Here is a 25,137-nt window from a genome sequence, read left to right as displayed (position 1 = left end):
TTACAACTTCATAAAGTTTTCAATGTGCAGTTACAACTTCAATGTTGCAGTAAGGATTTCAATTAACCTTTTTGATAGCGGTGACACAAGAACTATAGATAAAAGACTATAACTTGTATATTGATATTAGTATTTGATTATATCTATCCGCCGGTCTATGATGTAGACAAAGGAAAAAGATTCCAGAAAGGTGGAGATAGGATGAAAGCAATCGCAACCGCAAAGAAAATGAACTGTATTCATTCGGATATCAGAGGGCCGCTTTACATAGAAGCACTTCATATGCAGGAACAAGGAGAGAAAGTATTGCGGCTCAATACCGGCAATCCGGCCGCATTTGGCTTTGGCCTGCCGGAAAGCATCAAAGCCGCGTTGGAGAATCACCTGGGAGACGGAGTAGGATACTGTGATTTCAAAGGGATGCCGCGTGCCAGGGAGGCAATCTGTGAATATGAGATGGGAAAAGGAATTCAAGGGATCACGCCGGAGGACGTTTTTATTGGAAATGGAGTGAGCGAAGTGGTTTCCTTTGCGCTTCAGCCTCTGCTGGAGTCTGGCGATGAAGTGCTGGTCCCGGCACCGGATTATTCCATTTGGGCCAATTCCGTGTATCTGGCTGGGGGGAGACCTGTGTTCTATGTCTGCGACGAAGAAGCAGACTGGCAGCCCGATGTGAAAGATATCCGTTCCAAGATCACGCCCAGGACCAAAGCCCTTGTGGTCATCAATCCCAATAATCCGACGGGTATGCTGTATTCCAAAGAAGTTCTGGAAGAACTCGTTCAAGTGGCCAGAGAGTTTGGCCTGCTGGTCTTTGTGGATGAGATCTATGACCGGCTGGTAATGGATGGGCTGGAACATATTTCACTTGCCTCTCTAGCGGAAGATATTCCGGTAGTTACGATGAATGGGTTGTCCAAATCCCATTTTCTGTGCGGGTACCGATGCGGATGGATGGTGATCAGCGGGCCGCGGCGTCTGACAGAAGACTACCGTCAGGGGATCATCAAACTGACGTCACTAAGGCTGTGCGCCAACGCTCTTGCCCAGATTGTGATCCCGGCGGCGCTTAAGGATATGGAAACGCCGGCCTCCGCGGTCAGAAAAGGAGGACGCCTCTACGAACAAAGAGAGGCAACCGTAAGAGAACTGTCCAAGATCAATGGCATTTCCTTTGTGAAAAACAACAGCGCCTTTTATATCTTCCCGAAGCTGGACGTAGAGAAATTCCAGATCAGAGATGACAGAAAGTTCGCCAGCGATCTCTTACACGCCACGGATATCCTGATCGTGCCGGGAAGTGGATTCGACTGGCCAAGACCCGATCATTTCAGGATTGTCATGCTTCCACAGGCAGAAGTGCTCTCAGATGCCGTGAGACGGATGGGAGAGTTCCTGGATGGATACCGACAGAAATAACTTGGCGGCAGAACCGAATGTTAGAACGGGTGTCATACCATGAGAATAGGTCTTAGGTATGACACCCGTTTTTAGCTGGCCAGTATGGAATTTTTGATTAAGATCTTTGATAATCTTGTAAGTTCCATAATCAATCTCAGCGAATCAGTTGTCCTTCTTTGATCACGTGAATCGGCTTGTGATACATTGCAGTAATATCTGCCGCAGGATCTCCGTTGACCGCGATCAGATCGGCGTATTTTCCGGCCTTTACAGAACCGATTTTTTCGCCCTGGTTGATCAGGACTGCTGTATTGATGGTGGCCTGTTTCAGGATGTTGATGTTGGAAAAGCCCAGATCATTTTTCCGCATTTCGAATTCCCGGTAAGGATGTTTCTGATAGAAATCCCAGGAAGTGTCGGTACCCCATCCGATCAGGATGTCGTACTGATCCGCCCCCTTTAGATGCCTGACGGCTCCTTGGTAGACAGAGTCAGGGATTGTTCCCCAGGAATTATCTTTTACCACAGAAATTGTTATAACAATGCCATGGCCTTCTGCTTTTCGTGTCTCCAGATATTTTAATGTTTCTGGTTCGATAAAAGTAGCATGTTCAATGGTACGCACACCAACACGGGCAGCGTTCTCACAAGCCTCGCCGCCATGGCAGTGGATGGCGCAATAAGTGTTTTTTCGTGTGGCGACCTCCACCGCTGCCTCCATCTCATCAACCGCCATGATCTGGGATCCGGGGGTCCCGCCGCGGCGGGCGATCGCAGAGCTGGTTCCATAGAGTTTGATAAAGTCGGCGCCCATCATGAAATTATGCCTGGCATAATGGCGCATCTCCATAGGAGAGTCAACCTTATAGTGATGGCCGCTGCTGTAAGGTTTCTGCATACCTCTGTCGCTGGGCGTTAAAGTTGGACCAGAGCAGAAAAGGCGGGGGCCCTGGATTTTCCCGGCATCGATATAGTCTCTAAGAGCAATGGAAGGGCAGGCTTTGTTGTCTCCCACATCCCGCACAGTTGTGTATCCATTGTCCAGCAACCACTGGGCGAACCGAAGTTCGTCCAGGGTCACTGCCGGAATGTCGTCTTGAGAAGCTTGCATACCGCCTCCCATCATCCGCAGATGCACATGCGCATCGATCAAACCAGGCATGACAGTCATATGTTCCATATCGATTTCTTTTTCCAGACTTTCAAATGCGGTTCCGCAAGGAGCGATTTCCTTGATGTAAGCTCCGTCAATGAGGAGATCCGCCTCTGTCAGAGAGGTTCCTTCCGTCAACTCTGGAATCAGATGACAGTTTCTTAATACATACATTTTATGCCGCCTCCTTTTTCGAGCGTACGAATCCCCATAAGCCGAGGAAACCGATGATGGCGATGCCGATAAAGATTACATAGATGATTCGGTAACCAGTGTCAACACCAGCGTATCTGGTCAGGATGGAGCCAAACAGTCTCCCAAGGATGATCGGCGGAATTGCCATGACCAGGTTCACAAAGGCAACAACACAGCCGCGGAAATTGTCAGGCAGGCCGACTTCTGAGATCATGGACTGACGTCCTGGCTTGGTGATGCTGTCGCAGATACGAATCAGGAAGAGACCGATAATTGGAATTGCGACGTAACTCGGACTCCATGGAGAAACCAGTACCAGGATGCAAGATACCAAGAAGGAGACCAGACTGAGAGCGATAACCCTTGAAGTGCTTCCCAGTTTGTCTACCAGGATTCCGGTGATGGCGCCAAAGACCAAAAGAGTTCCCTGATTGACCCAGGTGGCGATCAGTGTGGCGTTTCCAGTAGATACTCCAAACTGAGAGGTAAACAGGGGCTGAACATAGGTAACCAGTGTCTGGACACATACCGTTGTGAAAGACACAACTCCCAAGAACCATAAACGTCTGCTTTTGAGGGCTACGCCTAAAGTCTGCAGGAAAGGAGGTTCTTCTGTCTTTGTGGATTCAGCCGCCGCGGCGGGAGCCTTAGAAGGAAGAAACGGATTTCTCTTATCACCAAAGATAATGATCAGCAGACAGATGATCATTTCTGTGATACTGATGGCCAAAAGAGCGTTCAGTCCACTGGAAGCGCTGGAAGAATTAATGATATTTGAGACGATGGTGCCCTGCAGCAGGCTGACTCCTCCCATAAACGCATAAAAGTAGCCGAGGGAACGTCCCTGAGCGCCGATTTCTGTGATCGCCGCTACATAACGCATAGTGGCAGTCGTGTAGAAGCATCCGAAGAAACGCATGGCCACACAACATACGACCGCAATTGAATCAGGCGCTGGAGAAAACAGTAGGATTAAAGTAACAGCGGAAACCGTTATGATTCCAATCGTAATAGAGATTTTAGATCCAATTTTGTCGATCAGAGGACCGGCAAATATGTATCCGCATATACCGGCTACGCCCATCAGAGAGATGATGGTACCAAGTGTATTATCACTCAATCCTAAAGCTCCCTGGACCAGGCTGTAATAGGATGTAGCCAGCCAGCCGGTATTCATGATGCCGGCCCACGAGATTGAGCAGCATAGGATGAGCAGCCATTGCATGGGGGTGATTTTTGTTTTCATAGATTCTGCCTCCTTTATTTTGATAACTATACGCTAAAAACAGTTTGGGTCTTGATATCTGTGGCAAGAACTTCCAATGCTTTTTCCATCAGATGATATCTCTGCTGTGCCTGATCCTTTGCAGGAAGATTCGGGTCACACATAGGAGCGGGTATGGAATAAGCCTTTAAAATCCGATTGCTGCCGATACTTTTAGCCACAGGCACCATATTTACCACATGGACTACCGGGATTCCTGTTTTTTCAATTTCTTTCACCATCATTGCACCGCAACGAGTACAGGTCCCTCATGCGGAGCCAAAGATGACGGCGTCAATATGGTCCTCCTTTAGAAACTCGGTAATTTCTCTGGCCATCCGTACAGCATTGCTTTTGTTAGTGTGATTACCGGTAGTACTGTAAAAGTAAGGATGGAGATATCCGAATTTCCCTTCTTTCTGCAACTGCTTTAATGCGCTTAAGGGAACCATTACTTCTGGGTCTGCGTTGGCATATACTGCATCCAGGCCGCCATGGACACAGATCCATTCCCCTGGTTTAAGAGAATCTATATCTCCGATCTTATACCGTCCAAAACGTGTAGAAGAAGCGCCGGGGATACTGTCCGGATTGTCATGGGGAACCAGGCCGCCGGTGGTAACAAAAGCGATCCGCGCATGGCTTAGATCTTTGACTGGAGCCGCAATAGGAACATGGTCTTCACTGGAGATAGGAAGTTCTGTCTCGAAGGGCTCCCCGTTCAGTTTCTTTTTGAGCATATCAATGGCCCGCTTGGCCGCAGTCTGCTCCTTGGGGAGAACGACGTATTTACGGATACCGCGGGGGAAATATCCTTCTTCTTCTGCCCAAAGAATTGGCTCATTATTGAGAAATTTATTAGTCAGAGCAGCAATCTTTGCCAGATCCCGGCGCATACCTGCCGCTTTATCAGTCCCCTGAAGTACATACATATCCAGAGGAAACATATCCTTTCCGGGATTTTCCTCATGCATGGAAGTGATGGCAGGCACCTGATAATGATTTTTTACAAACTGGCATACAGTAGCGCAGGCAACGCCATAACGGCCGGCCATAAATGCGGGACCTGTAATGAAAAGATCAAATTCGATGCCGTCAAGCAGGGATTTCAATTCCTCCAAAGCCTCGCTGGTATGGCTGTTCATATAGTTGTCGCCGCAGATGATGGTATGTGTGATCTGGCCGCCTTTTATCTGTGCCTGAAGAGCAGCGCCAGGTCCCACAGTACCATCGAGCAGGGAAACTTTATAGTCAGCCGCGTCTTCCCCGCCAATTCCACCAAAGAACTGGTTGAGATACAGGATTACTTTTTTCACTTTGAATTCCTCCTTTCCAGAAAACACGGATTTATTTTAGTAACTTTTACAGGTTTTGTGAGACCACCCGGATTCGCCGTCGTGTCCGCAGATCAAATGAGTTTCAACGATAAGAGAGCCGTCACTGCGCAGGGACGGACCAAGAAGAGGATCGTCTGCCCAGGTTCCCGGATAAGCGTCCCGGTTGATAGTGTCGATATAACCGATTACTTGATCCATAGGAGGCAGCTCGATAAGAGCGGTATTGTCTCCTGTGGAAACGATGGCATCAGCCTTGGGATCCAGAATGGCTTTTGTCTGGGATACGCCATCTCTTCCGGGCCCCTCAATACAAACGCCGACAGTTTTGATTCCCTTTTCTTCCAATTTAGCGATGGTCAGGAAGAAATCCACGTCACTATGGCCGCAGCCTCCGTGTTCCATAGTGATAACTCCCTGACAGCCAAGCATTTCCGCCATGGTAGCGATACGGATTGAGGCGCGTTCCTTCATGTCATATTCTGTATCGTTTACGTCAAACAGGACACCGACGAAATCGATGCTTTTCCCATGTTCAGCATAAAGTTCCTTTAAAATGGGAAAGTTCTGATAATCGTAGGTATGATTGATGGCAGATCCGTAGAGAACGCTGCAGCTGGTCAGACACCCATCCAGGAGTTCATTGGGATGAACCAGTGTGGGGACTAAATAGATGGTGTCTTTTCCATAGAACAAACTGTCATATCCAAGATTTTTTCTCCAGCTTGTAGTCACCTGCATAACAAAGGCAACTTTAGGAAGACGTTTGTCAGATACGTCTGTCAGTTCGTAACGCTCCCAGTCTTGAGGCGCCTGATCCAGCACAGCTTTCGCAAGGTATTCAGCCAGAAGATGCGCTCCCAGCCGATAGTTTCCATTCGTCTTATGGATATCGCCCCGTTCTTCTTCCGGGTCAACATTTTCTGCCACAAAGACCAGGTTGATGATTTCAGAATAATGGGTCAATTCTGTGGCCGGGCCGTCCATATCTACCATTCCGTCCGGGAAACCCGCATATTTGCCAACGGCCATAACCGACATATTTTGAAGTGCGTATAAGACTCCATCACCGCAGGGAGCAATTTCCCCAGTGTAACCAGGAAAAGCCGCACGTCCGTCCTTCCTTGCCCGTGGAGCTACTACTTCTTTGATGGGTAAGATTCGGATACTTTCACCTGGACGAGCAATATAAAGCTCGATATTCTTTAATTTTTGATCTGGGTTCAGCGCCCGGATAGCTTCTTCTTTATTGACTGTCAGGATGCCGTCGGCGAATTTAGTAACCTCGCCAAACTGGATGTCTTTGACATAAAAATTGCCAATTTCTAACTTCATATATCCCTCCGTCCTTTCTTAAATGTGACCATTTTTCTACGAACATGTTCACAATTATTCTAGCGGCCAGATTTTTTTTTCACAAGGTATGGGGACACAATCTCAAGGAGGATCGGTTGTACGATTGTACAATGACATATTCCCCCATATTGACAAGGGGAAGGAAACCGGGTATGGTTTATGCTGTGAAATGAGAGCAGTTATGCTACGCAGATCAGAAAAGACTAGGAGGGATGAACAATGGCTTTGCTTGCTGAGATTTATCTGAATGTATTGAAAGATCATGTGAAAGGATTCTATGGATATCGGAATACCCAGATCCATCAGATTGATTATTTCATTCCGAAAAAGCCGCTCCGGCCCAACTGTCTATACATTGGGGACGTGAATCTGAAGGCGCCAAAAGATCCTTCGATCTGCGTACTGCTTGCAGATAAGAATCGGGTTCCAAAAGTTTATAAAGAGGCGGAAAGCCTTCTGATGAACGATTACCGCCGGAGCTCTTCCATGACGCTTTTGGGTCATGCTGTTTTGAAGGAAGAGACGTTGGAAGAGCAGGTGTGCATTGCCCACATGGTCATGGAGAATCCGGTATGTTTTGCAGGACCGGCTTTCCAGACCGTGGCCAGCTCGACGAAAAAGATGGGACGTTTCCAAAGCTCATCTCTCCGGTTTGGACGGAATCTTTATAACGACCAGATCTTTCTTTTGGGAGCGGATGATACAAATCCCTGCCGCCGTCTTGTAGGGCGCTGTGAACTTGGGGGAGTAACCACAGGTTATATCATTGTGGAAGAAATGGAAAATAAATTCTGCGATGCGCTGGATCTGCGCTACATGAAATTTCTGATGGAACTGTACGCGGCGCAATTTTATAAGGATCAAGAGGGAGCGGATACAAGAGAGGGCGCCTTCCTGCGAGGATTGCTCCAGGGGACGCTGGACGACGGAATAGAGATCCATTGTAAATTAAAACAGCTCAACCTTCCGGAAAATGAGAAGTATTACCTTCTGGCGGTGGACCGGAGTACTAATTATTCACCTATGGTCAAAGAGCGGCTGAGCGCAATCCTTGGAAGGGAGATCTACTCCTATGATAACTATTATCTGGCGATCTTGGGATATGGATGGAATCAGGAACTGCGGGAAGAAGAATTTCCCAGCCTTATTCAATATCTGTCGGCAGAGAAACTGCGGGCTGGCGTAAGCTACGGCTTTTTTGACTACGAGAACCTAAAGACAGCATTTGAACAGTGTAAGAAAACACTTGCGATCTCAAAGAATAAAAAGAAAAACATGGTTCTTTCCAGATATGAAGATAATATGATCGCTCACCTTCTGGAGATTGCCAGCGGCAGCGGTGTTCCGGTTACTTCTTTATGCCATCCTACCTGTCTGAAGATCTATGAATATGATCAGAAGAACGGCAGCAGTTTCTTGGATACGCTGGCAGCTTATATTTTAAGCGGAGAGAATCTGCAGGTGACGGCGCAAAAACTATTTGTCCACAGAAATACGGTATATCACAGGATTGAAACTTTAAAAGAGAGATTTAATTTGAATTTGAACGATCCAAGAATGTTTACTAAACTTCAGATTTCAATCCGCATTTTTACGTATCTGAATATCAGAGATTTTACGATTTATATGGGTACTGAAAGTGAGGAAGAATAGGGGGTGAAGCTTACGATTGTGTTCGGAACACATAGAAAACAGAAAATTGTTGAATTTTTAAACATTGTAAAAAAAATCACATTCAGATAGGATTGATAATATCTATAAGCGGATAAAGAATCTAAACGAATGGAGAGATGACTATGCCTGTGATGAATATCGTATTTTTACTTGTCTTTTTGTGTGCCTTGTTTGCCATAGGCATCTATTTTGGAAGAAATAATCGGTCCGTATCTGATTATCTTCTGGGAGGGAAGTCTCTTCCCATTGGTGTTTCTGCGCTTACGATCGCGGCCACCATGTATGGCGGCGGAATGTTGGTAGGCCGGACTTCTTATGCCTATGATACGGGAGTGATGATGTTCCTTTACGGCTTGTCTCCACTGCTCACCCTTGGCATGGCGATGCTGATGTGCAGCAAAATGAAGAATTTTACCAGCTATACGACAGTTACGGAATTTCTGGACGAGCGTTATCACAGCCGTTTTTTGCGGGTGACTTGTTCTATTTTATCGATTATTTCTTTAGTGGGAGTGGCCGGGTCGAATGTAACGGCTCTGGTATCCAGTATTACGGCAATGGGATTTGACAATCCGATTCCTTGGGCGGTTTTCTTCATGGCCGTTATCATAATACTTACAACAATTGGCGGGATTAAAGCGGTTGCCTATACGGATGCGTTTCAATTGATCGTTATTTTTATCGGAGTTCCAACCGCTATGATTTTCTGTCTTCGTCAAAATGGAGGATTCGGACAGGTTTTAAATGAATTGCAGACGGTTTCAGATACACTTCCCCAAGATTATCTGACGGCAGTTACGCCTTTGAATATGATCATGCTGTTGTGGCTGGTTCTTCCCAATCTTTTAAACCGGGCGATCAGCCAAGATATTTTCCAGAGGATGTTTTCAATGAAAAGTCGAAAAGAAGCGAATATTGCCTGCGGGATAGCGGCGGTTCTGGTAACGATCTTGAGTATGCCGCCTGTAGTGATCGGGATGATAGCCAGGCTTCGTCTGCCTGAGATGGCTGAGGCCGGAGATTCCAGTTCTGCGCTGGCGCAGGTTATGCTTCTGTATCTTCCGGACTGGATGTTTGGACTATTATTCGCGGCAATCATAGCGGCAATCCTGTCTACCTCTGATTCCTTATTGACAGGCGCCGCTTCCCATTTCGCAAATGATGTGGTAGAAGTATTGTTTACAAAGCAACTGGAGACGAACCGGGAGAAAAAGCTGCTTTTGGCAACTCGGATCTTTACGCTGGCAGCAGGGTTTTTCGCTGTTCTTTATTCGCTGTATTCTCCTGGTATCATTAATGGAATGGTCTATGCCATTACGCTGTATACGTCCGGCGCTTTTGTACCGATCTTCTTTGGAGTCATGTGGAAAGGGGCGACAAGGCGGGGAGCGATCGCAGGACTGATTGCGGGCCTTTTGGCGGCTGTGGCAGGATTTATGGGAGTTGAGGTCGGATCCGTCCCGGGGGAAATTTTCTCCAGTCTGGTAGGAGCAGTTGTTCTCTTCCTTGTGTCTATTTTGGATCCGCAAAAGCAGTAAGTTAAATAGGGCCGGGGGATTTTTAAAAATCCCCCGGCCCCAATTGACTTACTTTAGGAATATATGCAGCAGCTTCCGGTTGAATTCTTTGTAGGGCTGATACCGCATAGGCAGATCCAGCCAAGTTTTCTTGTCTACGATGCTCTTATAGTGGGAGAAGGTGTCAAAGCCCTCCTTCCCGTGGTAGGATCCCATGCCGCTCTCGCCAAAGCCGCCGAATCCCATTTCGCTGGTGGCCAGATGGATGATGGTATCGTTGATACATCCGCCGCCAAACTGGCACCGGGCAGTTACCTTCCGGGCGGTTTCTTTGCTGGAAGTAAAGATGTAGAGCGCCAGCGGATGAGCCATTGCGTTGATTTTGCAGATGGCTTCGTCCAAGGAATCGTAGGTCAGGATCGGCATAAGAGGACCGAAGATTTCTTCCTGCATTACAGCGTCTTCAAAGGTTACCTGATCCATGACGGTAGGTTCGATCTGAAGGGTTTCTGGATTGGATTTTCCGCCTAAAACCACCTTTTCTGGATCGATCAGTCCAAGGATCCGTTGGAAATGTTTTTCGTTGATGATCTTGCCATAGGCTGGATTAGAAAGCGGCTGCTCTGTGTATTGGAGCCGTACCTGCCTCTTGATCTCTTCTATAAGCTGGTCTTTGATGGAAGCATCACAGTAGATATAGTCTGGGGCCACGCAGGTCTGTCCGCAGTTTAAGTATTTCCCAAATGCGATCCGCTTGGCGGCCAGCTTGAGGTTGGCCGTCTTTTCTACGATACAGGGGCTTTTCCCGCCCAGCTCTAAGGTGACTGGCGTCAGATGGGCAGAAGCGCACCGCATGACTTCCCGGCCAACCGCCTGGCTCCCGGTAAAGAAAATATAGTCAAAGTGCTCGTTTAACAGGCAGGTGTTTTCCGCCCGCCCCCCAGTAACAACGGTCACATATTCCGGCGGAAAGCTTTCCTTTATGATTTTTACCATCAGATCACTGGTATGAGGCGAATAGGCGCTGGGCTTTACAACGGCTGTATTCCCGGCGGCGATGGCATCTACCAACGGATCCAGGGTCAGAAGAAATGGATAGTTCCAAGGACTCATGATCAGAACCACTCCGTAAGGAGAAGGTTTTTTAAAACTTCTGGAATGAAACTGGGCAAGAGGGGTGCGGACCCGTTTCTCCCTGGCATAAGAACGGACATGGCGCAGCATGTAGCTGATCTCGCTTAAGACCAGTCCAGTCTCGCACATATAGCTTTCGTAACTGCTTTTGCCAAGATCCTGCTTTAAAGCTTCTCCAATTTCTTCTTCATAACGCAGAATACAGGACTGTAGTTTTTTCAGCGCCTGGATCCTGCTATCGACAGGTAAGGTGGCGCCAGAATCGAAAAAGGCGCGCTGAGTCTGGATGATGGATTGGATTTCCTGCTGGTTCATATCAAATGCCTCCTCATAAATCTATAAGCTGGATCGTTCCGGCTTACGGAGCCAGTTCGATCAGCTGATAATAAAATTTCTCCAGTTCTTTCGCGTTCATCAACACCGGGACAGGGTAAAGCGGGTTGGCTTCCTTGTCAGCATAATGGGCTAATTTTGGAATATCTTCTTCCCGGATTTCCGGAATCGTATTGCCAATCTGGAAACGAAGCTTCATATCTTTGATGGAGCGGATGAATTTCCTGGCTCCTTCTTCATAGGAATCCTGCGGATCGGCCACATTGGCCTCCAGCGCCAGCTTGTAGAGTTTCTTGTAAATCTTGCTTCCATAGGCTTCCAGAACCATGGGCAGGATGACTGCGTTGGCATATCCGTGAGGCACGTTATATTCCCCGCCCAAAGAGTGGGCGACGGCATGGGCGTATCCGACATAGGATTTGGTAAATGCGCATCCCGCGTAGAAAGAAGCGTGGAGCATATTCCTTCTGGCGTCCAGATTGCTTCCGTCCTTATATACAGTGTCCAAGTTTTCAAAAATTAATCTGACTGCCAGCAAAGCATCTTTGCGTGTGCCGTAAGTGGTAGAATTGCCGATGTAGGCCTCTACCGCATGAGTGAGAGCATCCAGACCTGTGGAGGCTGTGATGGCCGGAGGAAGGCTTAATGTTACCTTTGGATCCAGGACCGCATACCTGGGGATCAGTGGAAAGTCATTGATGGCATATTTGTGTCTCGTCTCCGCATCCGTGATGACGGCCGCCAAGGTTGTCTCGCTTCCGGTTCCGGCAGTAGTGGGGATGGCGATCAGAAGGGGAAGACGTTTGTGTACTTTGAGGATTCCCTTCATTTTGGACAGAGGTTGATTCGGCTTGGCAATCCTGGCGCCGGTAGCTTTGGCGCAGTCCATACTGGAGCCTCCGCCGAATCCGATGATAGCGTTGCAGCCGTTGGTCTGATAAATCTCTACGGTTTCCGCTACGTTGGCTGTGGTCGGATTGGCTACTGTTCGGTCATAAATGGAATAAATGATTCCATTTTTTTCAAGTACCTTTTCCAGCCGGTCAAGAAGTCCCAGCCTGCGGATTCCGGCATCGGTGATGATTAGTACGTTGTCACATTTACGTTTCTTAAGAATGTCAGGCAGGGCCTTAACACTTCCCACAATCTTTGGTTTCCGGTAGGGAAGGAAGGGAAGGGCGATCTTGAAGACCATCTGAAAGGTCCGACAGTACATCTTACGAAATCGGTTCATGATATCGCTTCCTTTCTCTGAAATAAGCGCCAGCCCCGCCCGCGGATGCGGGCTCAGAGGGCTGACGCAGTAAAATCTTAGCAAACTGACTATAGCAGGAAGAAGAAGGATTGTCAACTATTGGTTCTTCAGTTCTCGCAGTGATAGCCGTTGTCAATATAATGTGAGATCAGCCGTGCCCGGAAATTCCTGGCGCCGCAGATGGAATGAGGGCAGCCTGATCTATCCAGATCTTCCGGAAGTACGAATGTGATTCCCTTTACATGCACATCTCTGCAGCCGGAGTGATGATGGGCCGGGACAGTTATGGTCTTCATACCGCGGGGACACTCCCGTCCGGTATGGTCAAGTTCTGTTAAAATGATAGCCAGCGCTACCCGTTTCCCTGGACAGACATTTTTGATCGTTGCGTTAACTTGAAGGATACGGCCCGGAGATTCCAGACACGTATCTCCAAGATCTGCCGAGAGGAAATCCTGGCATCCGTTGATAGAAAGAGTCACAGGGGCGGGACATTCTTCCGGATGGATCACGTCGCTGCAGGTTACCTTGACTAAGGGGGCCGGGAAAGTTACATCATTCCCTTCTGTATCTGAGTAAGTGATAGATTGGTTTACCAGTTTTGTGCCGGAAGTCTGGCCGATGTGTTTGATGAAAAATTCCAGAGAAGCGCCCTCATTACCAGAAGCGCCAAGTTCCGGGATCTTCCACTGAAGAGTGGAAGCGTTCACCATCATGGCGGTTCCTTTGGTGGGAGAGTTAATGCTGAGGATCTGGAAATCAGCGTTCACAATTTCATCAATAACGATGTTTGTGGCTCCGGGTTTGGAAATATTGGCCGCCAGGTCGGCAAAAAGATCTTCCAGTTCTGATTCATCAGGGGTTACTGCTACATGAGAGTCGTCTGGATCGGTGGCCCAGTCGTTCAGCACGCTGACATCGATTCCATCAGAGCCTATCAGGCCGATACAGTAAATGACGATCCCATCCGCCCGCGCCGCGGCGGCTGCCGGAGATGGAGGCGGTCCGGCTGTTGTCTTTCCGTCCGTAAAAAGAACGATGACTTTTGCGTTAGTGGAAGCAGGATCAAAGAGCTGGGCGGCGGTCTCGAAGGCGTCAGCGTGGTTGGTGGATCCGCCGGCTGTCAGAGCATCTACCGCGGACTTAAGGTCTGCTGCAGAGGTCATGAGCGGAGCGTTGACAGCGGCGGTATCGGCAAAACTGACGATGCCTATGCGGCTGCCGAAGCCAATGGTTCCGTCTCTGGAACTGTCCGTAGCCTCATCAATGATGTCGATAAAGGTTTTCGCTCCGGTTTTCATATTGGAAAGGGGAGAACCAGCCATACTGCCGGAACGGTCCAGGACTAGAATAATGTCCGTAGGGTTGGAAGCGATATCAGGGGCGGCTGAGAGGGCCAGCGTTACCTTTAGGGTTCCTTCACAGTCAATTTGAGTGGTATCAATTTGTTTATTTGAATTTGTAATACCCATAGATTTTCCTCCAAATCAATTCTTCAACAGGGAGAGTATGTCAAAGTTTGTAATCTCTCCTCACTTTATCATATGTGAAGGGGAGAAAAAGGTACCTTCCGTAGCCTGAAGCCGCAGATCCGCCGCTTCCCAATTGATCACGCGGAACCAGTCGCTGATGTAATCGGCTCTTAAGTTATGATGTTTCAGATAATAAGCGTGTTCCCAGACATCAAGAGTAAGCAGCGGGGCTCCGCCGCGCAGGAAAGGGCTGTCCTGGTCGGCGGCAGTGGTGATGCGCAGACGGTTCCGATCCAGCAGCAGCCAGGCATAACCGGATCCGAATACAGACATGGCTGCCTCCTGGAACTGAGACTGGAAAACGTCAAAACTGCCAAACTGCCGCTGGATCAAGGTAAGAAGAAAAGAAGAAGGGCAGGACTGCTTTGGAGCGGCCAGACCGTCGAAAAAGAACCGATGATTATAAACACCGCCTGCAGGTGTTTGGTATGATGGAGATACATGGTCTCGCGGTCGATCCATGGTTCCAGCGCATCGTATTCATAGGGAAGAGGAGTATTAATGAAGGGATAGCATAAATTCATAGTCCAATTCCTTTCAAAAGCCGAAAATATTTCATTATAAATATATGCTGCTGTAAAAAAGAGGTGAAAACGCTTCCCGATGAAAATCAAAAATCTTAAGATTTTACTCAAATTTAAATTGACAGGTAAAAAGAAATTGATTTATACTCATATATGGTCCGATGACGGACTAATGAAAGGGTGAAAAGAATGAAATCTGTTTTTGAACGGCAGTTAAGAGAGCATTACGCTTTGTGGAATACGACAAACAGGCTGTATTTCAGATGGGCCAGGGATCGGGGAATGACATATGATTCCCTGTTTGTTTTGTACGCTATCTATTATGGAAAGGGCAGATCCTGCCAGAAAGAGATCTGTGAAGAATGGTCCATGCCAAAACAGACGGTGAACAGTATTTTGAAGAATTATGAGAAAAAGGGTTATATTTGCTTTCAGCAGAGTGAGAAGGATAAAAGGAATAAAACCATTCAGCTGACAGAAGAGGGACGGCAGTTTGCCGAAAAGGTCGTTTTGGAATTGGAGCGGGCCGAAATGGCCGTTCTGCAAAAGATTGGGGAAGAAGATATGGAAACGCTGCTAAGGATCAACCGATTATTAGTAGGATATTTTCAGGAAGAATTGGAGCGAACATCATGCAGTCAGTAAAAAAGGAATTTTTCAAAAATGTGCTTCCGTCTATGGTCGCATTTGCCTTTACCGGCGTATATTCCATTGTTGACGGATTTTTTGTAGGAAGAAATGTAGGGGATGCCGGGCTTGCGGCGATCAATGTGGCGTATCCGCTGGTGTCGCTGATCCAGGCGGCCGGCACAGGTATTGGAATGGCCGGGGCGATCCAGATCGCGATCAACAAAGGAAAGGGAGACGAGGAGGCAGAGAAGCAGTATCTTGGGAACGCTTTTGTACTGCTTCTGGCCGCGGGGGTTTTATTGACGGTGAGCCTTCTTTTTGCTTATCCTGCTATTTTGCGGTTGTTTGGAGCCAGCGGGGATATCTATACCTATGCGGCAGGCTATATCAGGATTATAGCGGCTGGGGCGGCGATCCAGGTGTTTAGTACCGGAATGGTGCCGGTAATCCGCAATTATGACGGAGCCGTCATGGCTATGGCGGCTATGGTGGCCGGTTTTGTGACCAATATTGTATTTGACTGGCTGTTTGTATCAGTGTTTGGATACGGAGTAGAAGGAGCCGCTGTGGCGACGCTGATGGGGCAGATGGTGACGCTGGTTCCGGGGATTGTTTTCTTAGTCAGAAAGGTCGGTCTTTTTCACTATGCCCGATTTGCGCCAAAGGGAAGAGTACTCCGTTATCTGGTGACGATCGCGGCGTCTCCTTTTGGACTGACGCTTTCGCCTAATATTGTGATCATGATCATTAACAAGGGCGCTATCATCTATGGAGGGGAACTGGCGGTCTCCTGTTATGCGGTGGTCAGCTATGTGATCTGTGTGGCTCAGCTTTTGATCCAGGGAATCGGAGACGGGGCCCAGCCGCTGATCGGAAGATACTATGGAAGTGACAGCCCCAAAGAAGTGGGGAAAGTACGGGCAATGGCCTATACTATGGCGGCAGGGGTGACAATTTTGTGTATTGGTGCTATTATTTTTAGCAGAAATGTTTTGGCGGGAGTATTTGGAGTATCCGGGGAAGTACAGGTTATGTACGCGGACGTGATCCAGTATTTTGCGATAGGACTTATATTTGCGGCGTTTTTAAGAGTGACCACGTCCTATTTCTACGCGGTGGAGAAGAATATTTCCGCTTATGTGCTGATCTATGGAGAGCCAACACTGCTGGCTTTGCTGGTGGCGTTTGTACTGCCGCGTCTGTTGGGCATCACAGGCGTGTGGATCTCGCCGCCGATGACCCAGTGCTGTCTTACCCTGATCGGAGCATTCCTATTGTGGAGAAGCGGCAGAAGATAGAAAGGGATGATACATGTGAAAGAACAATTGACCCAAAGCGATGTGGAAAAGATCAAGGAAGAGATTGAATACCGGAAGCTGGTAGTGCGCAAGAAAGAGCTGGAAGCCGTCAAAGAAGCCAGAGCCCAGGGAGACTTGAGCGAGAATTTTGAATATAAGGCGGCAAAGCAGGATAAAAATCGGAACGAAAGCCGCATCCGCTATTTAGAGAGGATGTTAAAAACAGCTAAGATCATATCTGATCAATCAAAGGAAGACGAAGTAGGGATCAACAATACGGTAGAACTATATTTTGAAGATGAGGATGAGACAGAAACCATCCGCCTGGTCACCAGCGTGCGGGGGAATTCCCTGCAGGGGCTGATCAGCATCGAGTCCCCCATCGGCAAGGCAGTGCTGGGCCATAAAGAAGGAGACCGGGTCAAAGTAAAGATCGGCGGCGGAGAGGGATATTATGTGGTGATTAAGAAGATCACTAAGACCAGCGATGACAGCGGGGATAGATTGAGAAAATATTAACAGGGGACGTAGTAAAATGCAAAAATGCTACGTCTCAAATTCACTTTTGGGGTGTACCCAAACTACATCTTGCAAATCTTTCTTTCTGTAGTATAATAAAATGTGTAGAAATTATGAAAAACGGGGAGCTTGCAAAAGCAGGCTGAGAGTAGGCTGAGCTGCCTTGACCCGCAACCTGATTTGGATAATGCCAACGTAGGGATATAACGTGTGATGACAGCGGATATGCCAGCAGTTGGTGTATCCGCTTTTCAGTTGATCCGGCTAAAAAGAAGGAGGTTTAAAGAAAATGTTAGGAGTATATTTACAGAATGTAAGAGACAAAGTTCCATTGGTGCACAATATCACCAACTATGTGACAGTCAACGATGTGGCCAACATCCTGCTGGCCTGCGGCGGAAGTCCTATCATGTCGGACGAGCCCCAGGATGTGGAGGATATCACCAGCATCTGCGGAGGGCTGAATATTAATATCGGTACGCTGAATGTGCGCAGTATTGAAGGAATGTTAGGAGCCGGAAGGAAGGCAAATGAGCTGGGACATCCGATTCTCCTGGACCCTGTGGGAGCGGGAGCCAGCGCGCTGAGGACCAATACTGCGGTGATGTTGATGGAGACTCTGCGGTTTGATGTGATCCGGGGAAATATTTCCGAGATCAAGACCCTTGCCCAGGGAAGCGGCACTACCAAAGGCGTGGACGCCGATGTGGCCGATGCGGTGACAGAAGAGAATCTGGATGAGGCGGTGACCTTTGCCAAAGACTTTGCCAAGAAAGCAGGCACGATCGTAGCAATTACCGGCGCTATCGATCTGGTCAGCGATGGGGAGACCTGCTATGTGATCCGCAATGGCCGGCCGGAGATGGGCAAGATCACGGGAACAGGCTGTCAGCTGTCCGGTATGATGACCGCGTTTCTGGTGGCCAATCCAGACCATAAGCTGGAGGCTGCCGCGGCGGCTGTGTGCGCCATGGGCCTTGCGGGACAGATTGGATGGGAACGGATGCAGGAAGGAGACGGCAATTCCACTTACCGGAACCGGATCATTGACGCAATTTACAATATGGATGCCAAGATTTTAGATGAAGGAGCAGACTATGAAGTGCGATAAGAAAGATTTACTGCTGTACGCAGTGACAGACCGGAGCTGGCTGAATGGGGAGAGCCTGTACAGACAGGTGGAAAAAGCGCTGAAAGGAGGCGCTACCTTTATCCAGCTTCGGGAAAAGGAACTTGATGAAGAGACCTTCCTGGAGGAAGCAAAGGAGCTTAAGAAACTGTGCCGGGAATATCGGGTACCCTTTGTGATCAACGATAATGTGGAGATCGCGGAAGCCTGCGGCGCAGACGGCGTGCATGTAGGGCAGAGTGATATGGAGGCGGGAGACGTCAGAGCCAGACTTGGAGAAGATAAGATCATAGGGGTTTCCGCCGATACGGTAGAGCAGGCCCTGCTGGCCCAGCGGCATGGAGCAGATTACCTGGGAGTAGGGGCAGTTTTCCCGACAGGTTCCAAGGCCGATGCCTCAGATGTGGATCATGAGACTCTGAAAGCGATCTGCCAGGCGGTGAAGATTCCTGTGATCGCTATTGGGGGCATCAACAGGGAAAATGTGATGGAACTGGCGGGAAGCGGGATCTGCGGCGTTGCCGTGATCAGCGCCATCTTTGGGGCTCCAGATATTGAGCAGGCCTCCACAGATCTGAAAGAAGCAGTACAGCATATGATAGATGCGCCAGGAGGGAAATCAGAATTATGATCCGGGGCGTGATCTTTGACGCAGACGGAGTGCTGCTGGACTCTATGGCAATCTGGGAGGAAGCAGGAGAACGGTACCTGCGCAAACTGGGCAGAGAACCGGAACCAAGGCTTGGAAGGACTCTGTTCGCTATGACAGTCCAGGAAGCGGCCCAGTATCTGAAGGAGACCTATGCCCTCTCTTTTGGGATCCAGGAGATCGCGGCGGGGATTCTGGAGACGGTAAATGATTTCTATCTGTATGAAGTTCAGTTAAAACCAGGCGTGTCAGAGTTCCTGGAGGCGCTAGATCGGAAAGGAATCCAGGCCGCTGTCGCCACCTCCAGCGAGAAGAGCCAGATTGAACAGGCATTCCAAAGACTGGGAATCAGGAAGTATTTCCAGGGGATCGCCACCTGTACGGAGGCTGGGGCGGGCAAGACGGAGCCGGCGGTCTATGAGATGGCCCGGAACATGCTTGGTACAGAAGTAAAAGAGACGGCGGTGATGGAAGATTCCCTATACGCGCTTCTGACGGCCAAGAGGGCGGGATATCCCACCGTAGGGATCTATGATCCTTTCAGCGAGGAAGACCAGGAGGAATTGAAAAGGCAGGCAGACCTTTATCTGCCAGACTTGAGAAATGAAAAACGGTTTTGGGACTGTTTTCTATAAGTGGGCAGTCTTAAAATAAAAGGGCTGTAAAGACCAGCCCGGCGGCGGATTGGGGGCACCACCTTCTGTCGCTTGACAAAATAATGTTGTGTTCAAAAATATGAGACAAGAAAGGGAGAATGACAAATGAGAACAGCATTAACAATCGCGGGAAGTGATTCCAGCGGAGGCGCCGGCATCCAGGCAGATATTAAGACGATGATAGCCAATGGCGTGTATGCCATGAGCGCGATCACCGCTCTGACTGCCCAGAATACCACCGGCGTAACCGGAATCATGGAAGTAACGCCAGAATTTCTGGAAGAACAGCTAGACAATATTTTTACAGATATCCGTCCGGATGCAGTTAAGATCGGAATGGTATCTTCCGGCTCTTTGATCCGCGCGATCACGGGAAAACTGACTCAGTACCAGGCAGAAAATATTGTGGTAGACCCGGTCATGGTGGCTACCAGCGGGGCAAAGCTGATCAGTGACGAGGCGGTCCAGGCGCTGAAGGAATATCTGCTTCCTATGGCGGCGGTCTTAACCCCTAATGTGCCGGAGGCGGAAGTGCTCGCCGGGATTCCGGTGAAGTCGGAAGGAGATATGGAGACGGCCGCCGAGATCATCAGTGAAACCTATCACTGCGCTGTGTTATTGAAAGGCGGGCACCAGTTAAATGACGCCAACGACCTGCTGTTTCGGGATGGAACGGCCAAATGGTTCCGGGGAAAACGGATCGATAATCCCAATACCCACGGTACCGGCTGTACCCTTTCCAGCGCCATCGCTTCTAACCTTGCGAAAGGGTTTGCTTTGGAAGAATCTGTGGAAAGAGCGAAAGATTATATTTCCGGGGCTCTGGGAGCTATGCTGGATCTGGGGAAAGGAAGCGGACCTATGGATCATGGATTTGATCTGAAGGGAAAATATATGGAACAGGCTGAGGGAGGCGAGTAATGTGGAAGCAAAACGGACCTCTGTGTTTGAGAATGGCCTGATCTGGTTTGGAGCGGCAGTATCCATTGCGGAAATCCTGACGGGGACCTATCTTGCGCCTTTGGGATTTGGCAGGGGTATAAGCGCGATCCTGCTGGGGCATGCGATCGGCTGCGTATTGATGTTTCTGGCTGGGCTGATTGGCGGAGAAACCAGGAAAAGCGCAATGGAGACGGTGAAAATGAGTTTTGGGCAGAAGGGAAGCCTTCTGTTCAGCGCCCTAAATGTCCTGCAGTTAGTGGGGTGGACCGGGATCATGATCTATGACGGAGCTCTTGCGGCAGATGGGGTGACCGGTACTGGACGGTGGATCTGGTGTCTGGTGATCGGCCTATTGATCGTAGCCTGGATTTTGGTAGGAGTAACAAACCTTGGGAAGATCAATCTGATCGCGATGGCGGGCCTGTTTCTTTTGACACTGCTTCTTAGCAAGATTATTTTCTTTGACAGTGGAAGCGCGGATCTGGCAGCGGCGGAAACAATGACTTTTGGAGCGGCAGTGGAGCTTTCCGCGGCGATGCCCCTATCCTGGCTTCCCGTTATCAGCGACTATACCAGAGAAGCCAAAGAACCAGTCAAAGCAACGGCTGCCAGCGTGATCGTCTATGGGTTGGTAAGCTGCTGGATGTATGTGATCGGAATGGGAGCGGCTATTTATACGGGGGAATATGATATTGCCCAGATTATGCTGAAAGCGGGACTTGGGGCCGCGGCGCTCTTGATCGTGGTTTTCTCCACCGTGACAACCACTTTCCTGGATGCCTTTTCAGCAGGTGTTTCCAGCGAGTCGCTGTTCCCAGGAGTAAAGGCGAAATATGTGGCAGTGGGAGCGGCTGTCCTTGGAACCATTGCGGCTATTGTATATCCCATGGACAATATTACAGATTTCCTGTATTTGATCGGTTCCGTGTTCGCCCCTATGATCGCGGTACAGATTGCCTCGTTTTTTATTCTGAAGCAGGATGCGGGGCGGGAAAATGTCCACAAGATCAATCTGCTGGTCTGGGTGATGGGATTCATTCTATATCGGTTCCTGATGACAGTGGATCTGCCGGTGGGAAATACTCTGCCCACTATGATAATCACCGTCCTACTCTGCCTGGCGGCAAATAAGGCTTGCCATTTCTGAAAATCTGTGCTATGGTAGGCAGAGAAATAGATAAGATAGGAGATGAGAGGATGAAGACAATTTCCTGCTAATAACAAGGAAACCGCATAGCGAAACAAAAAGGCGCTGCAGGCGCGGGACGAAAGTTTTTGTTTTGTTATGCCAGACGCAGGAAATGTCAATTCTCATCCCTTTGAATATATGCCAGTGCTCTTTCGGCGATCAGAAAGAGCGTGTGTATGTCTGTGCGGCTGTAGGAAGACGTTCCTGCAGCTTTTTTTAGTTCTGTTGGGAGGTGCGCTCATATGTCGATGATCGATGTTGCGGATTTAAGTTTTACTTATGAGGGAGGCTATGAACCTGTGTTTGAACAGGTGTCTTTTCGGATCGACACAGACTGGAAGCTGGGATTCATAGGAAGGAATGGAAGGGGAAAGACGACTTTTTTGAATCTTTTGATGGGGAAATATCCCTATGAGGGGAAGATTATTTCCAGCGTGGAGTTTGTTTATTTTCCATTCCCCATAAAAGATGAGAAGAAAATGGCGCTGGAAGTATTGGAAGAGGTGAATCCCCAGATTCAGCAATGGCAGATCTTGAAAGAATTAAATGTCTTAAAGGTGGACGCGCAGGTATTATACCAGCCTTTTGAAAACTTAAGCGGCGGTGAAAAGACCAAACTGCTCCTTGCGGCGCTGTTCCTTGGGGAGAATCGGTTCCTGTTGATCGATGAGCCGACCAACCATCTGGATCTGGAAGCCAGGCGGGTGACGGCGGACTATCTGAACAAAAAGAAAGGATTTATCCTGGTGTCCCATGACCGGAAATTCCTGGATGGCTGTGTGGATCACATTTTATCTATAAATCGGACGAATATTGAGATACGGAAAGGAGATTTTAGCTCCTGGTACCGGGACAAAGAAGCCAGAGACCAGATGGAACGGCAGCAAAATGAAAGACTGCGGGCCGAAATCGGACGTCTGGGCCAGGCGGCCCGCCAGACGGGGAACTGGTCAGACAAGGTGGAAAAGAGCAAGAAAGGTAAGAAAGCGGCGGGATCAAAGATAGACCGGGGCTATGTGGGCCATAAGGCCGCCAAGATGATGAAACGGGCCAAGACATTGGAACAGCGGAGAGAGAAAGCAGTCCAGGAAAAGCAGGGACTGCTCAAAGATGTGGAGCAGTGGGACGCGCTAAAGATGTTTCCGTTGGAACACCACGCCCAGCAGCTGGCGGTTCTGCGGAACGTTTCCATTTCCTATGGCGAGAGATCCGCGTGCAGGGATATAACATTTTCTGTGGGAACGGGAGAGAGGATCTGTCTGGATGGGAGGAATGGATGTGGGAAATCCACCTTGATGAAAGAAATCCTGCGTGTGGGACGGGCCGCCAAAGAAGACGGGGCTGGGGAAACTGTGGAAGGAGAAGTGTGGCTTCCGGCAGGGGTGAAGATCTCATATGTTCCTCAGGAAGTCTCCGGTATTAAAGGAAACCTGGAAGAGCTGGCGGAAAAGGCGGGGCTGGATCTTACGATTTTTTTGACTCTGCTGCGGAAGCTGGATTTTGGAAGAGAACAGTTTGGCCGGGATATCTCCAGTTACAGCGCGGGTCAGAAGAAGAAAGTCCTGCTGGCCAAAAGCTTATGTGAACGGGCCCATATCTATATCTGGGATGAGCCATTGAATTACATCGATCTATTATCCCGTATCCAGATCGAAGAATTGCTCCTTGAAGCCCAGCCTACTATGCTGTTCGTGGAACACGACCAGGCGTTCCGGGAGAAGATCGCTACCCGGACGATCCGTCTGTAAAGGGGATTGTGCGCAGTCCCGCGCAATGGTATGATTGCATTAAGAAGGTGATGTTATGGAACAGATGACACTATTTGATCATCAAGAAAATCTGATTCCCCTGGCCAGCAGGGTGCGGCCGGACAGCCTGGAAGGCTTTGTGGGGCAGGAACATCTGCTGGGGCCGGGGAAGATATTGCGCCGGCTGATCGAGCAGGATCAGATCTCATCTATGATCTTCTGGGGGCCGCCGGGAGTGGGAAAGACCACTTTGGCCAGTATTATCGCCGGAAGGACCCAGGCAGAGTTCATTAATTTCAGCGCGGTCACCAGCGGTATAAAGGAAATCAAAGAAGTGATGCGCCAGGCGGAGGAAAGCCGGCGGATGGGAAGCCGGACCGTCTTGTTTGTAGACGAGATCCACCGTTTTAACAAGGCCCAGCAGGATGCGTTTCTTCCTTACGTAGAGAAGGGGAGCATCATTTTGATCGGGGCTACGACGGAGAATCCCTCTTTTGAGATCAATGGGGCCTTGTTATCACGGTGTCGTGTTTTTGTGCTGAAGGCGTTAGAGGAACAGGATCTGGTGAAAATGATGGAACGGGCGCTGGCATCTCCGGCCGGATTCCAGGGCGAAAAAGTTCAGATTTCAAAGGATCAGCTTACAGCCATCGCGCGGTTTGCCGCTGGAGACGCCAGGACTGCGCTGAACACGCTGGAGACGGCGGTACTGAACGGGCAGATTACGCAGGAGGGCGTTCTGGTGACAGATGAAGATCTGGAACAGTGTATCACCAGAAGATCCCTGCTTTATGATAAAAGCGGAGAAGAGCATTATAATCTGATTTCAGCGCTGCACAAATCCATGCGAAACAGCGATCCGGATGCGGCGATCTACTGGATGTGCCGGATGCTGGAAGGCGGAGAAGATCCGCTTTATATAGCAAGAAGGCTGATTCGTTTCGCCAGTGAAGACGTGGGTATGGCGGACAGTCAGGCGCTCCAAGTGGCGGTGGCGGCTTATCAGGCCTGTCATTTCCTGGGAATGCCGGAATGTGACGTGCACCTGACCCATGCGGTCGTCTATCTTTCTATGGCCCCCAAGTCCAACTCTCTTTACACAGCCTGTGAAGCCTGTAAGAAAGACGTAAGGGAGAGGCGGCCGGGAGCAGTGCCGCTATGGCTTAGGAACGCGCCTACTGGGCTCATGAAAGAACTGGACTATGGCAAAGGTTACGAATACGCCCACAATACAGAAGAGAAACTGACCCATATGCAGTGTATGCCGGAGGGGATGGAAGGAACCGTCTACTATCATCCGGGACAGCAGGGACAGGAGAAACAAGTAGGACGGCGGCTGAAAGAAATTAAGGATTGGAAGGAAGGCCATGGAAGAGAAGAACACCTTTGAGAAAATCTATGAGGTGGTCCGCCAGATCCCAGAGGGGCAGGTGGCGTCTTACGGCCAGGTGGCGGCCCTGGCCGGCAACCGCAGATGGGCCAGAGTGGTAGGCTATGCCCTTCATGAAGCGCCGGAAGGAAGCGAGATCCCCTGCCATCGTGTAGTGACAAAGGAAGGAAGGCTTTCCTCGGCTTTTGGGCCGGAAGCGGATAACCGGCAGGCAGAACTCCTTCGGGCGGAAGGAGTCCGCGTTCAGAGCGGATATGTAGATATGAAACAGTTTCAGTGGAGAAAATATGTGTTTTAGAAGGCGTAAGCCGGAAA

General features: G+C 49.2%; 21 protein-coding genes, 1 pseudogene and 1 riboswitch. Of the genes and pseudogenes, 14 read left to right on the top strand and 8 right to left on the bottom strand.

The features are described from left to right. The first annotated feature begins 201 nt into the window (after positions 1 to 201). Positions 202 to 1,419 (top strand): aminotransferase class I/II-fold pyridoxal phosphate-dependent enzyme, encoded by a 1,218-nt coding sequence (locus tag FND36_12845; GenBank protein QDW74850.1) that lies wholly within the window; start codon positions 202 to 204, stop codon positions 1,417 to 1,419. A 136-nt stretch (positions 1,420 to 1,555) separates the two neighbouring features. Here the strand turns inward: FND36_12845 and FND36_12840 are convergent, their stop codons facing one another. Genes FND36_12840 through FND36_12825 form a run of 4 tightly spaced genes read right to left on the bottom strand, consistent with a single transcriptional unit; the run spans position 1,556 to position 6,682 of the window. Further along, positions 1,556 to 2,728, bottom strand: coding sequence for an amidohydrolase family protein (locus tag FND36_12840; GenBank protein ID QDW74849.1), 1,173 nt, complete (start codon positions 2,726 to 2,728; stop codon positions 1,556 to 1,558). A gap of 1 nt (position 2,729) precedes the next feature. Beyond that, a complete protein-coding gene (locus tag FND36_12835; GenBank protein QDW74848.1) occupies positions 2,730 to 3,995 on the bottom strand; it encodes an MFS transporter in 1,266 nt (421 codons plus the stop codon). Positions 3,996 to 4,021: 26 nt separating this feature from the next. Then, the gene (locus FND36_12830; GenBank protein ID QDW74847.1) at positions 4,022 to 5,329 is read right to left on the bottom strand and encodes a glycine/betaine/sarcosine/D-proline family reductase selenoprotein B; all 1,308 of its coding nucleotides are present in this window, start codon (positions 5,327 to 5,329) and stop codon (positions 4,022 to 4,024) included. A 36-nt stretch (positions 5,330 to 5,365) separates the two neighbouring features. Beyond that, a complete protein-coding gene (locus tag FND36_12825) occupies positions 5,366 to 6,682 on the bottom strand; it encodes a betaine reductase (GenBank protein QDW74846.1) in 1,317 nt (438 codons plus the stop codon). Positions 6,683 to 6,922: 240 nt separating this feature from the next. Here FND36_12825 and FND36_12820 point away from each other — a divergent pair, with 240 nt between their 5' ends. Together FND36_12820 and FND36_12815 are read left to right on the top strand one after the other, a co-directional pair. Further along, a complete protein-coding gene (locus FND36_12820) occupies positions 6,923 to 8,356 on the top strand; it encodes a hypothetical protein (GenBank protein QDW74845.1) in 1,434 nt (477 codons plus the stop codon). 137 nt (positions 8,357 to 8,493) lie between these two features. Further along, the gene (locus FND36_12815) at positions 8,494 to 9,915 is read left to right on the top strand and encodes a sodium:solute symporter family protein (GenBank protein QDW74844.1); all 1,422 of its coding nucleotides are present in this window, start codon (positions 8,494 to 8,496) and stop codon (positions 9,913 to 9,915) included. A 48-nt stretch (positions 9,916 to 9,963) separates the two neighbouring features. Here the strand turns inward: FND36_12815 and FND36_12810 are convergent, their stop codons facing one another. The 4 genes and pseudogenes from FND36_12810 to FND36_12795 form a co-directional block, all read right to left on the bottom strand. Further along, complete coding sequence (locus FND36_12810) at positions 9,964 to 11,343, bottom strand: aldehyde dehydrogenase (protein QDW74843.1); 1,380 nt, start codon at positions 11,341 to 11,343, stop codon at positions 9,964 to 9,966. 43 nt (positions 11,344 to 11,386) lie between these two features. After that, positions 11,387 to 12,595, bottom strand: coding sequence for an iron-containing alcohol dehydrogenase (locus FND36_12805; GenBank protein ID QDW74842.1), 1,209 nt, complete (start codon positions 12,593 to 12,595; stop codon positions 11,387 to 11,389). Positions 12,596 to 12,723: 128 nt separating this feature from the next. After that, complete coding sequence (locus FND36_12800) at positions 12,724 to 14,088, bottom strand: VWA domain-containing protein (protein QDW74841.1); 1,365 nt, start codon at positions 14,086 to 14,088, stop codon at positions 12,724 to 12,726. 60 nt (positions 14,089 to 14,148) lie between these two features. Further along, positions 14,149 to 14,672: pseudogene (locus FND36_12795) on the bottom strand (superoxide dismutase). Between the two features lie 189 nt (positions 14,673 to 14,861). On the opposite strand from FND36_12795, the gene FND36_12790 reads away from it, so the two are divergent. The 11 genes from FND36_12790 (at position 14,862) to FND36_12740 (ending at position 25,120) form a co-directional block, all read left to right on the top strand. Next, complete coding sequence (locus FND36_12790) at positions 14,862 to 15,317, top strand: MarR family transcriptional regulator (GenBank protein QDW74840.1); 456 nt, start codon at positions 14,862 to 14,864, stop codon at positions 15,315 to 15,317. Next, positions 15,305 to 16,600: a hypothetical protein gene (locus FND36_12785; GenBank protein QDW74839.1), complete on the top strand. Its 1,296-nt coding sequence runs from the start codon at positions 15,305 to 15,307 to the stop codon at positions 16,598 to 16,600. Before FND36_12790 ends, FND36_12785 begins: the two co-directional genes overlap by 13 nt. 15 nt (positions 16,601 to 16,615) lie before the next feature. Beyond that, positions 16,616 to 17,119 carry a transcription elongation factor GreA gene (locus FND36_12780; GenBank protein ID QDW75632.1) on the top strand — a complete coding sequence of 168 codons (504 nt, stop codon included), beginning with the start codon at positions 16,616 to 16,618 and terminating at the stop codon, positions 17,117 to 17,119. Positions 17,120 to 17,230: 111 nt separating this feature from the next. Next, a riboswitch (TPP riboswitch) is annotated at positions 17,231 to 17,338 on the top strand. A gap of 70 nt (positions 17,339 to 17,408) precedes the next feature. Further along, positions 17,409 to 18,230, top strand: a complete 822-nt coding sequence (gene thiM, locus FND36_12775; protein QDW74838.1) for a hydroxyethylthiazole kinase — start codon at positions 17,409 to 17,411, stop codon at positions 18,228 to 18,230. Beyond that, positions 18,217 to 18,879 carry a thiamine phosphate synthase gene (gene thiE, locus FND36_12770; protein ID QDW74837.1) on the top strand — a complete coding sequence of 221 codons (663 nt, stop codon included), beginning with the start codon at positions 18,217 to 18,219 and terminating at the stop codon, positions 18,877 to 18,879. Before thiM ends, thiE begins: the two co-directional genes overlap by 14 nt. Further along, a complete protein-coding gene (locus FND36_12765) occupies positions 18,876 to 19,532 on the top strand; it encodes an HAD family phosphatase (protein ID QDW74836.1) in 657 nt (218 codons plus the stop codon). The genes thiE and FND36_12765 overlap by 4 nt, the downstream gene beginning before the upstream one ends. 126 nt (positions 19,533 to 19,658) lie before the next feature. Then, positions 19,659 to 20,474, top strand: coding sequence for a bifunctional hydroxymethylpyrimidine kinase/phosphomethylpyrimidine kinase (thiD, locus tag FND36_12760; protein QDW74835.1), 816 nt, complete (start codon positions 19,659 to 19,661; stop codon positions 20,472 to 20,474). A 1-nt stretch (position 20,475) separates the two neighbouring features. Continuing rightward, positions 20,476 to 21,642, top strand: a complete 1,167-nt coding sequence (gene cytX / locus FND36_12755; GenBank protein ID QDW74834.1) for a putative hydroxymethylpyrimidine transporter CytX — start codon at positions 20,476 to 20,478, stop codon at positions 21,640 to 21,642. 284 nt (positions 21,643 to 21,926) lie between these two features. Beyond that, positions 21,927 to 23,432: an ABC-F type ribosomal protection protein gene (abc-f, locus tag FND36_12750; protein QDW74833.1), complete on the top strand. Its 1,506-nt coding sequence runs from the start codon at positions 21,927 to 21,929 to the stop codon at positions 23,430 to 23,432. A 55-nt stretch (positions 23,433 to 23,487) separates the two neighbouring features. Next, positions 23,488 to 24,822 carry a replication-associated recombination protein A gene (locus tag FND36_12745; protein ID QDW74832.1) on the top strand — a complete coding sequence of 445 codons (1,335 nt, stop codon included), beginning with the start codon at positions 23,488 to 23,490 and terminating at the stop codon, positions 24,820 to 24,822. Next, positions 24,800 to 25,120: an MGMT family protein gene (locus FND36_12740; protein QDW74831.1), complete on the top strand. Its 321-nt coding sequence runs from the start codon at positions 24,800 to 24,802 to the stop codon at positions 25,118 to 25,120. The genes FND36_12745 and FND36_12740 overlap by 23 nt, the downstream gene beginning before the upstream one ends. Positions 25,121 to 25,137: the final 17 nt, after the last annotated feature.

It is taken from the genome of Lachnospiraceae bacterium KGMB03038, from assembly GCA_007361935.1.
Lineage (GTDB): Bacteria > Bacillota > Clostridia > Lachnospirales > Lachnospiraceae > Massilistercora.
This window is presented reverse-complemented; position numbering and strand designations above follow the sequence as displayed.

Coding starts and splice junctions, on each gene's coding strand:
- thiD (QDW74835.1), top strand. CDS start 19,659: ATGAGAACAGCATTAACAATCGCGGGAAGTGATTCCAGCGGAGGCGCC.
- FND36_12810 (QDW74843.1), bottom strand. CDS start 11,343: ATGAACCAGCAGGAAATCCAATCCATCATCCAGACTCAGCGCGCCTTT.
- FND36_12820 (QDW74845.1), top strand. CDS start 6,923: ATGGCTTTGCTTGCTGAGATTTATCTGAATGTATTGAAAGATCATGTG.
- FND36_12800 (QDW74841.1), bottom strand. CDS start 14,088: ATGGGTATTACAAATTCAAATAAACAAATTGATACCACTCAAATTGAC.
- FND36_12740 (QDW74831.1), top strand. CDS start 24,800: ATGGAAGAGAAGAACACCTTTGAGAAAATCTATGAGGTGGTCCGCCAG.
- FND36_12825 (QDW74846.1), bottom strand. CDS start 6,682: ATGAAGTTAGAAATTGGCAATTTTTATGTCAAAGACATCCAGTTTGGC.
- FND36_12790 (QDW74840.1), top strand. CDS start 14,862: ATGAAATCTGTTTTTGAACGGCAGTTAAGAGAGCATTACGCTTTGTGG.
- FND36_12835 (QDW74848.1), bottom strand. CDS start 3,995: ATGAAAACAAAAATCACCCCCATGCAATGGCTGCTCATCCTATGCTGC.
- FND36_12805 (QDW74842.1), bottom strand. CDS start 12,595: ATGAACCGATTTCGTAAGATGTACTGTCGGACCTTTCAGATGGTCTTC.
- FND36_12815 (QDW74844.1), top strand. CDS start 8,494: ATGACTATGCCTGTGATGAATATCGTATTTTTACTTGTCTTTTTGTGT.
- abc-f (QDW74833.1), top strand. CDS start 21,927: ATGTCGATGATCGATGTTGCGGATTTAAGTTTTACTTATGAGGGAGGC.
- FND36_12840 (QDW74849.1), bottom strand. CDS start 2,728: ATGTATGTATTAAGAAACTGTCATCTGATTCCAGAGTTGACGGAAGGA.
- FND36_12845 (QDW74850.1), top strand. CDS start 202: ATGAAAGCAATCGCAACCGCAAAGAAAATGAACTGTATTCATTCGGAT.
- FND36_12785 (QDW74839.1), top strand. CDS start 15,305: ATGCAGTCAGTAAAAAAGGAATTTTTCAAAAATGTGCTTCCGTCTATG.
- FND36_12765 (QDW74836.1), top strand. CDS start 18,876: ATGATCCGGGGCGTGATCTTTGACGCAGACGGAGTGCTGCTGGACTCT.
- FND36_12745 (QDW74832.1), top strand. CDS start 23,488: ATGGAACAGATGACACTATTTGATCATCAAGAAAATCTGATTCCCCTG.
- thiE (QDW74837.1), top strand. CDS start 18,217: ATGAAGTGCGATAAGAAAGATTTACTGCTGTACGCAGTGACAGACCGG.
- thiM (QDW74838.1), top strand. CDS start 17,409: ATGTTAGGAGTATATTTACAGAATGTAAGAGACAAAGTTCCATTGGTG.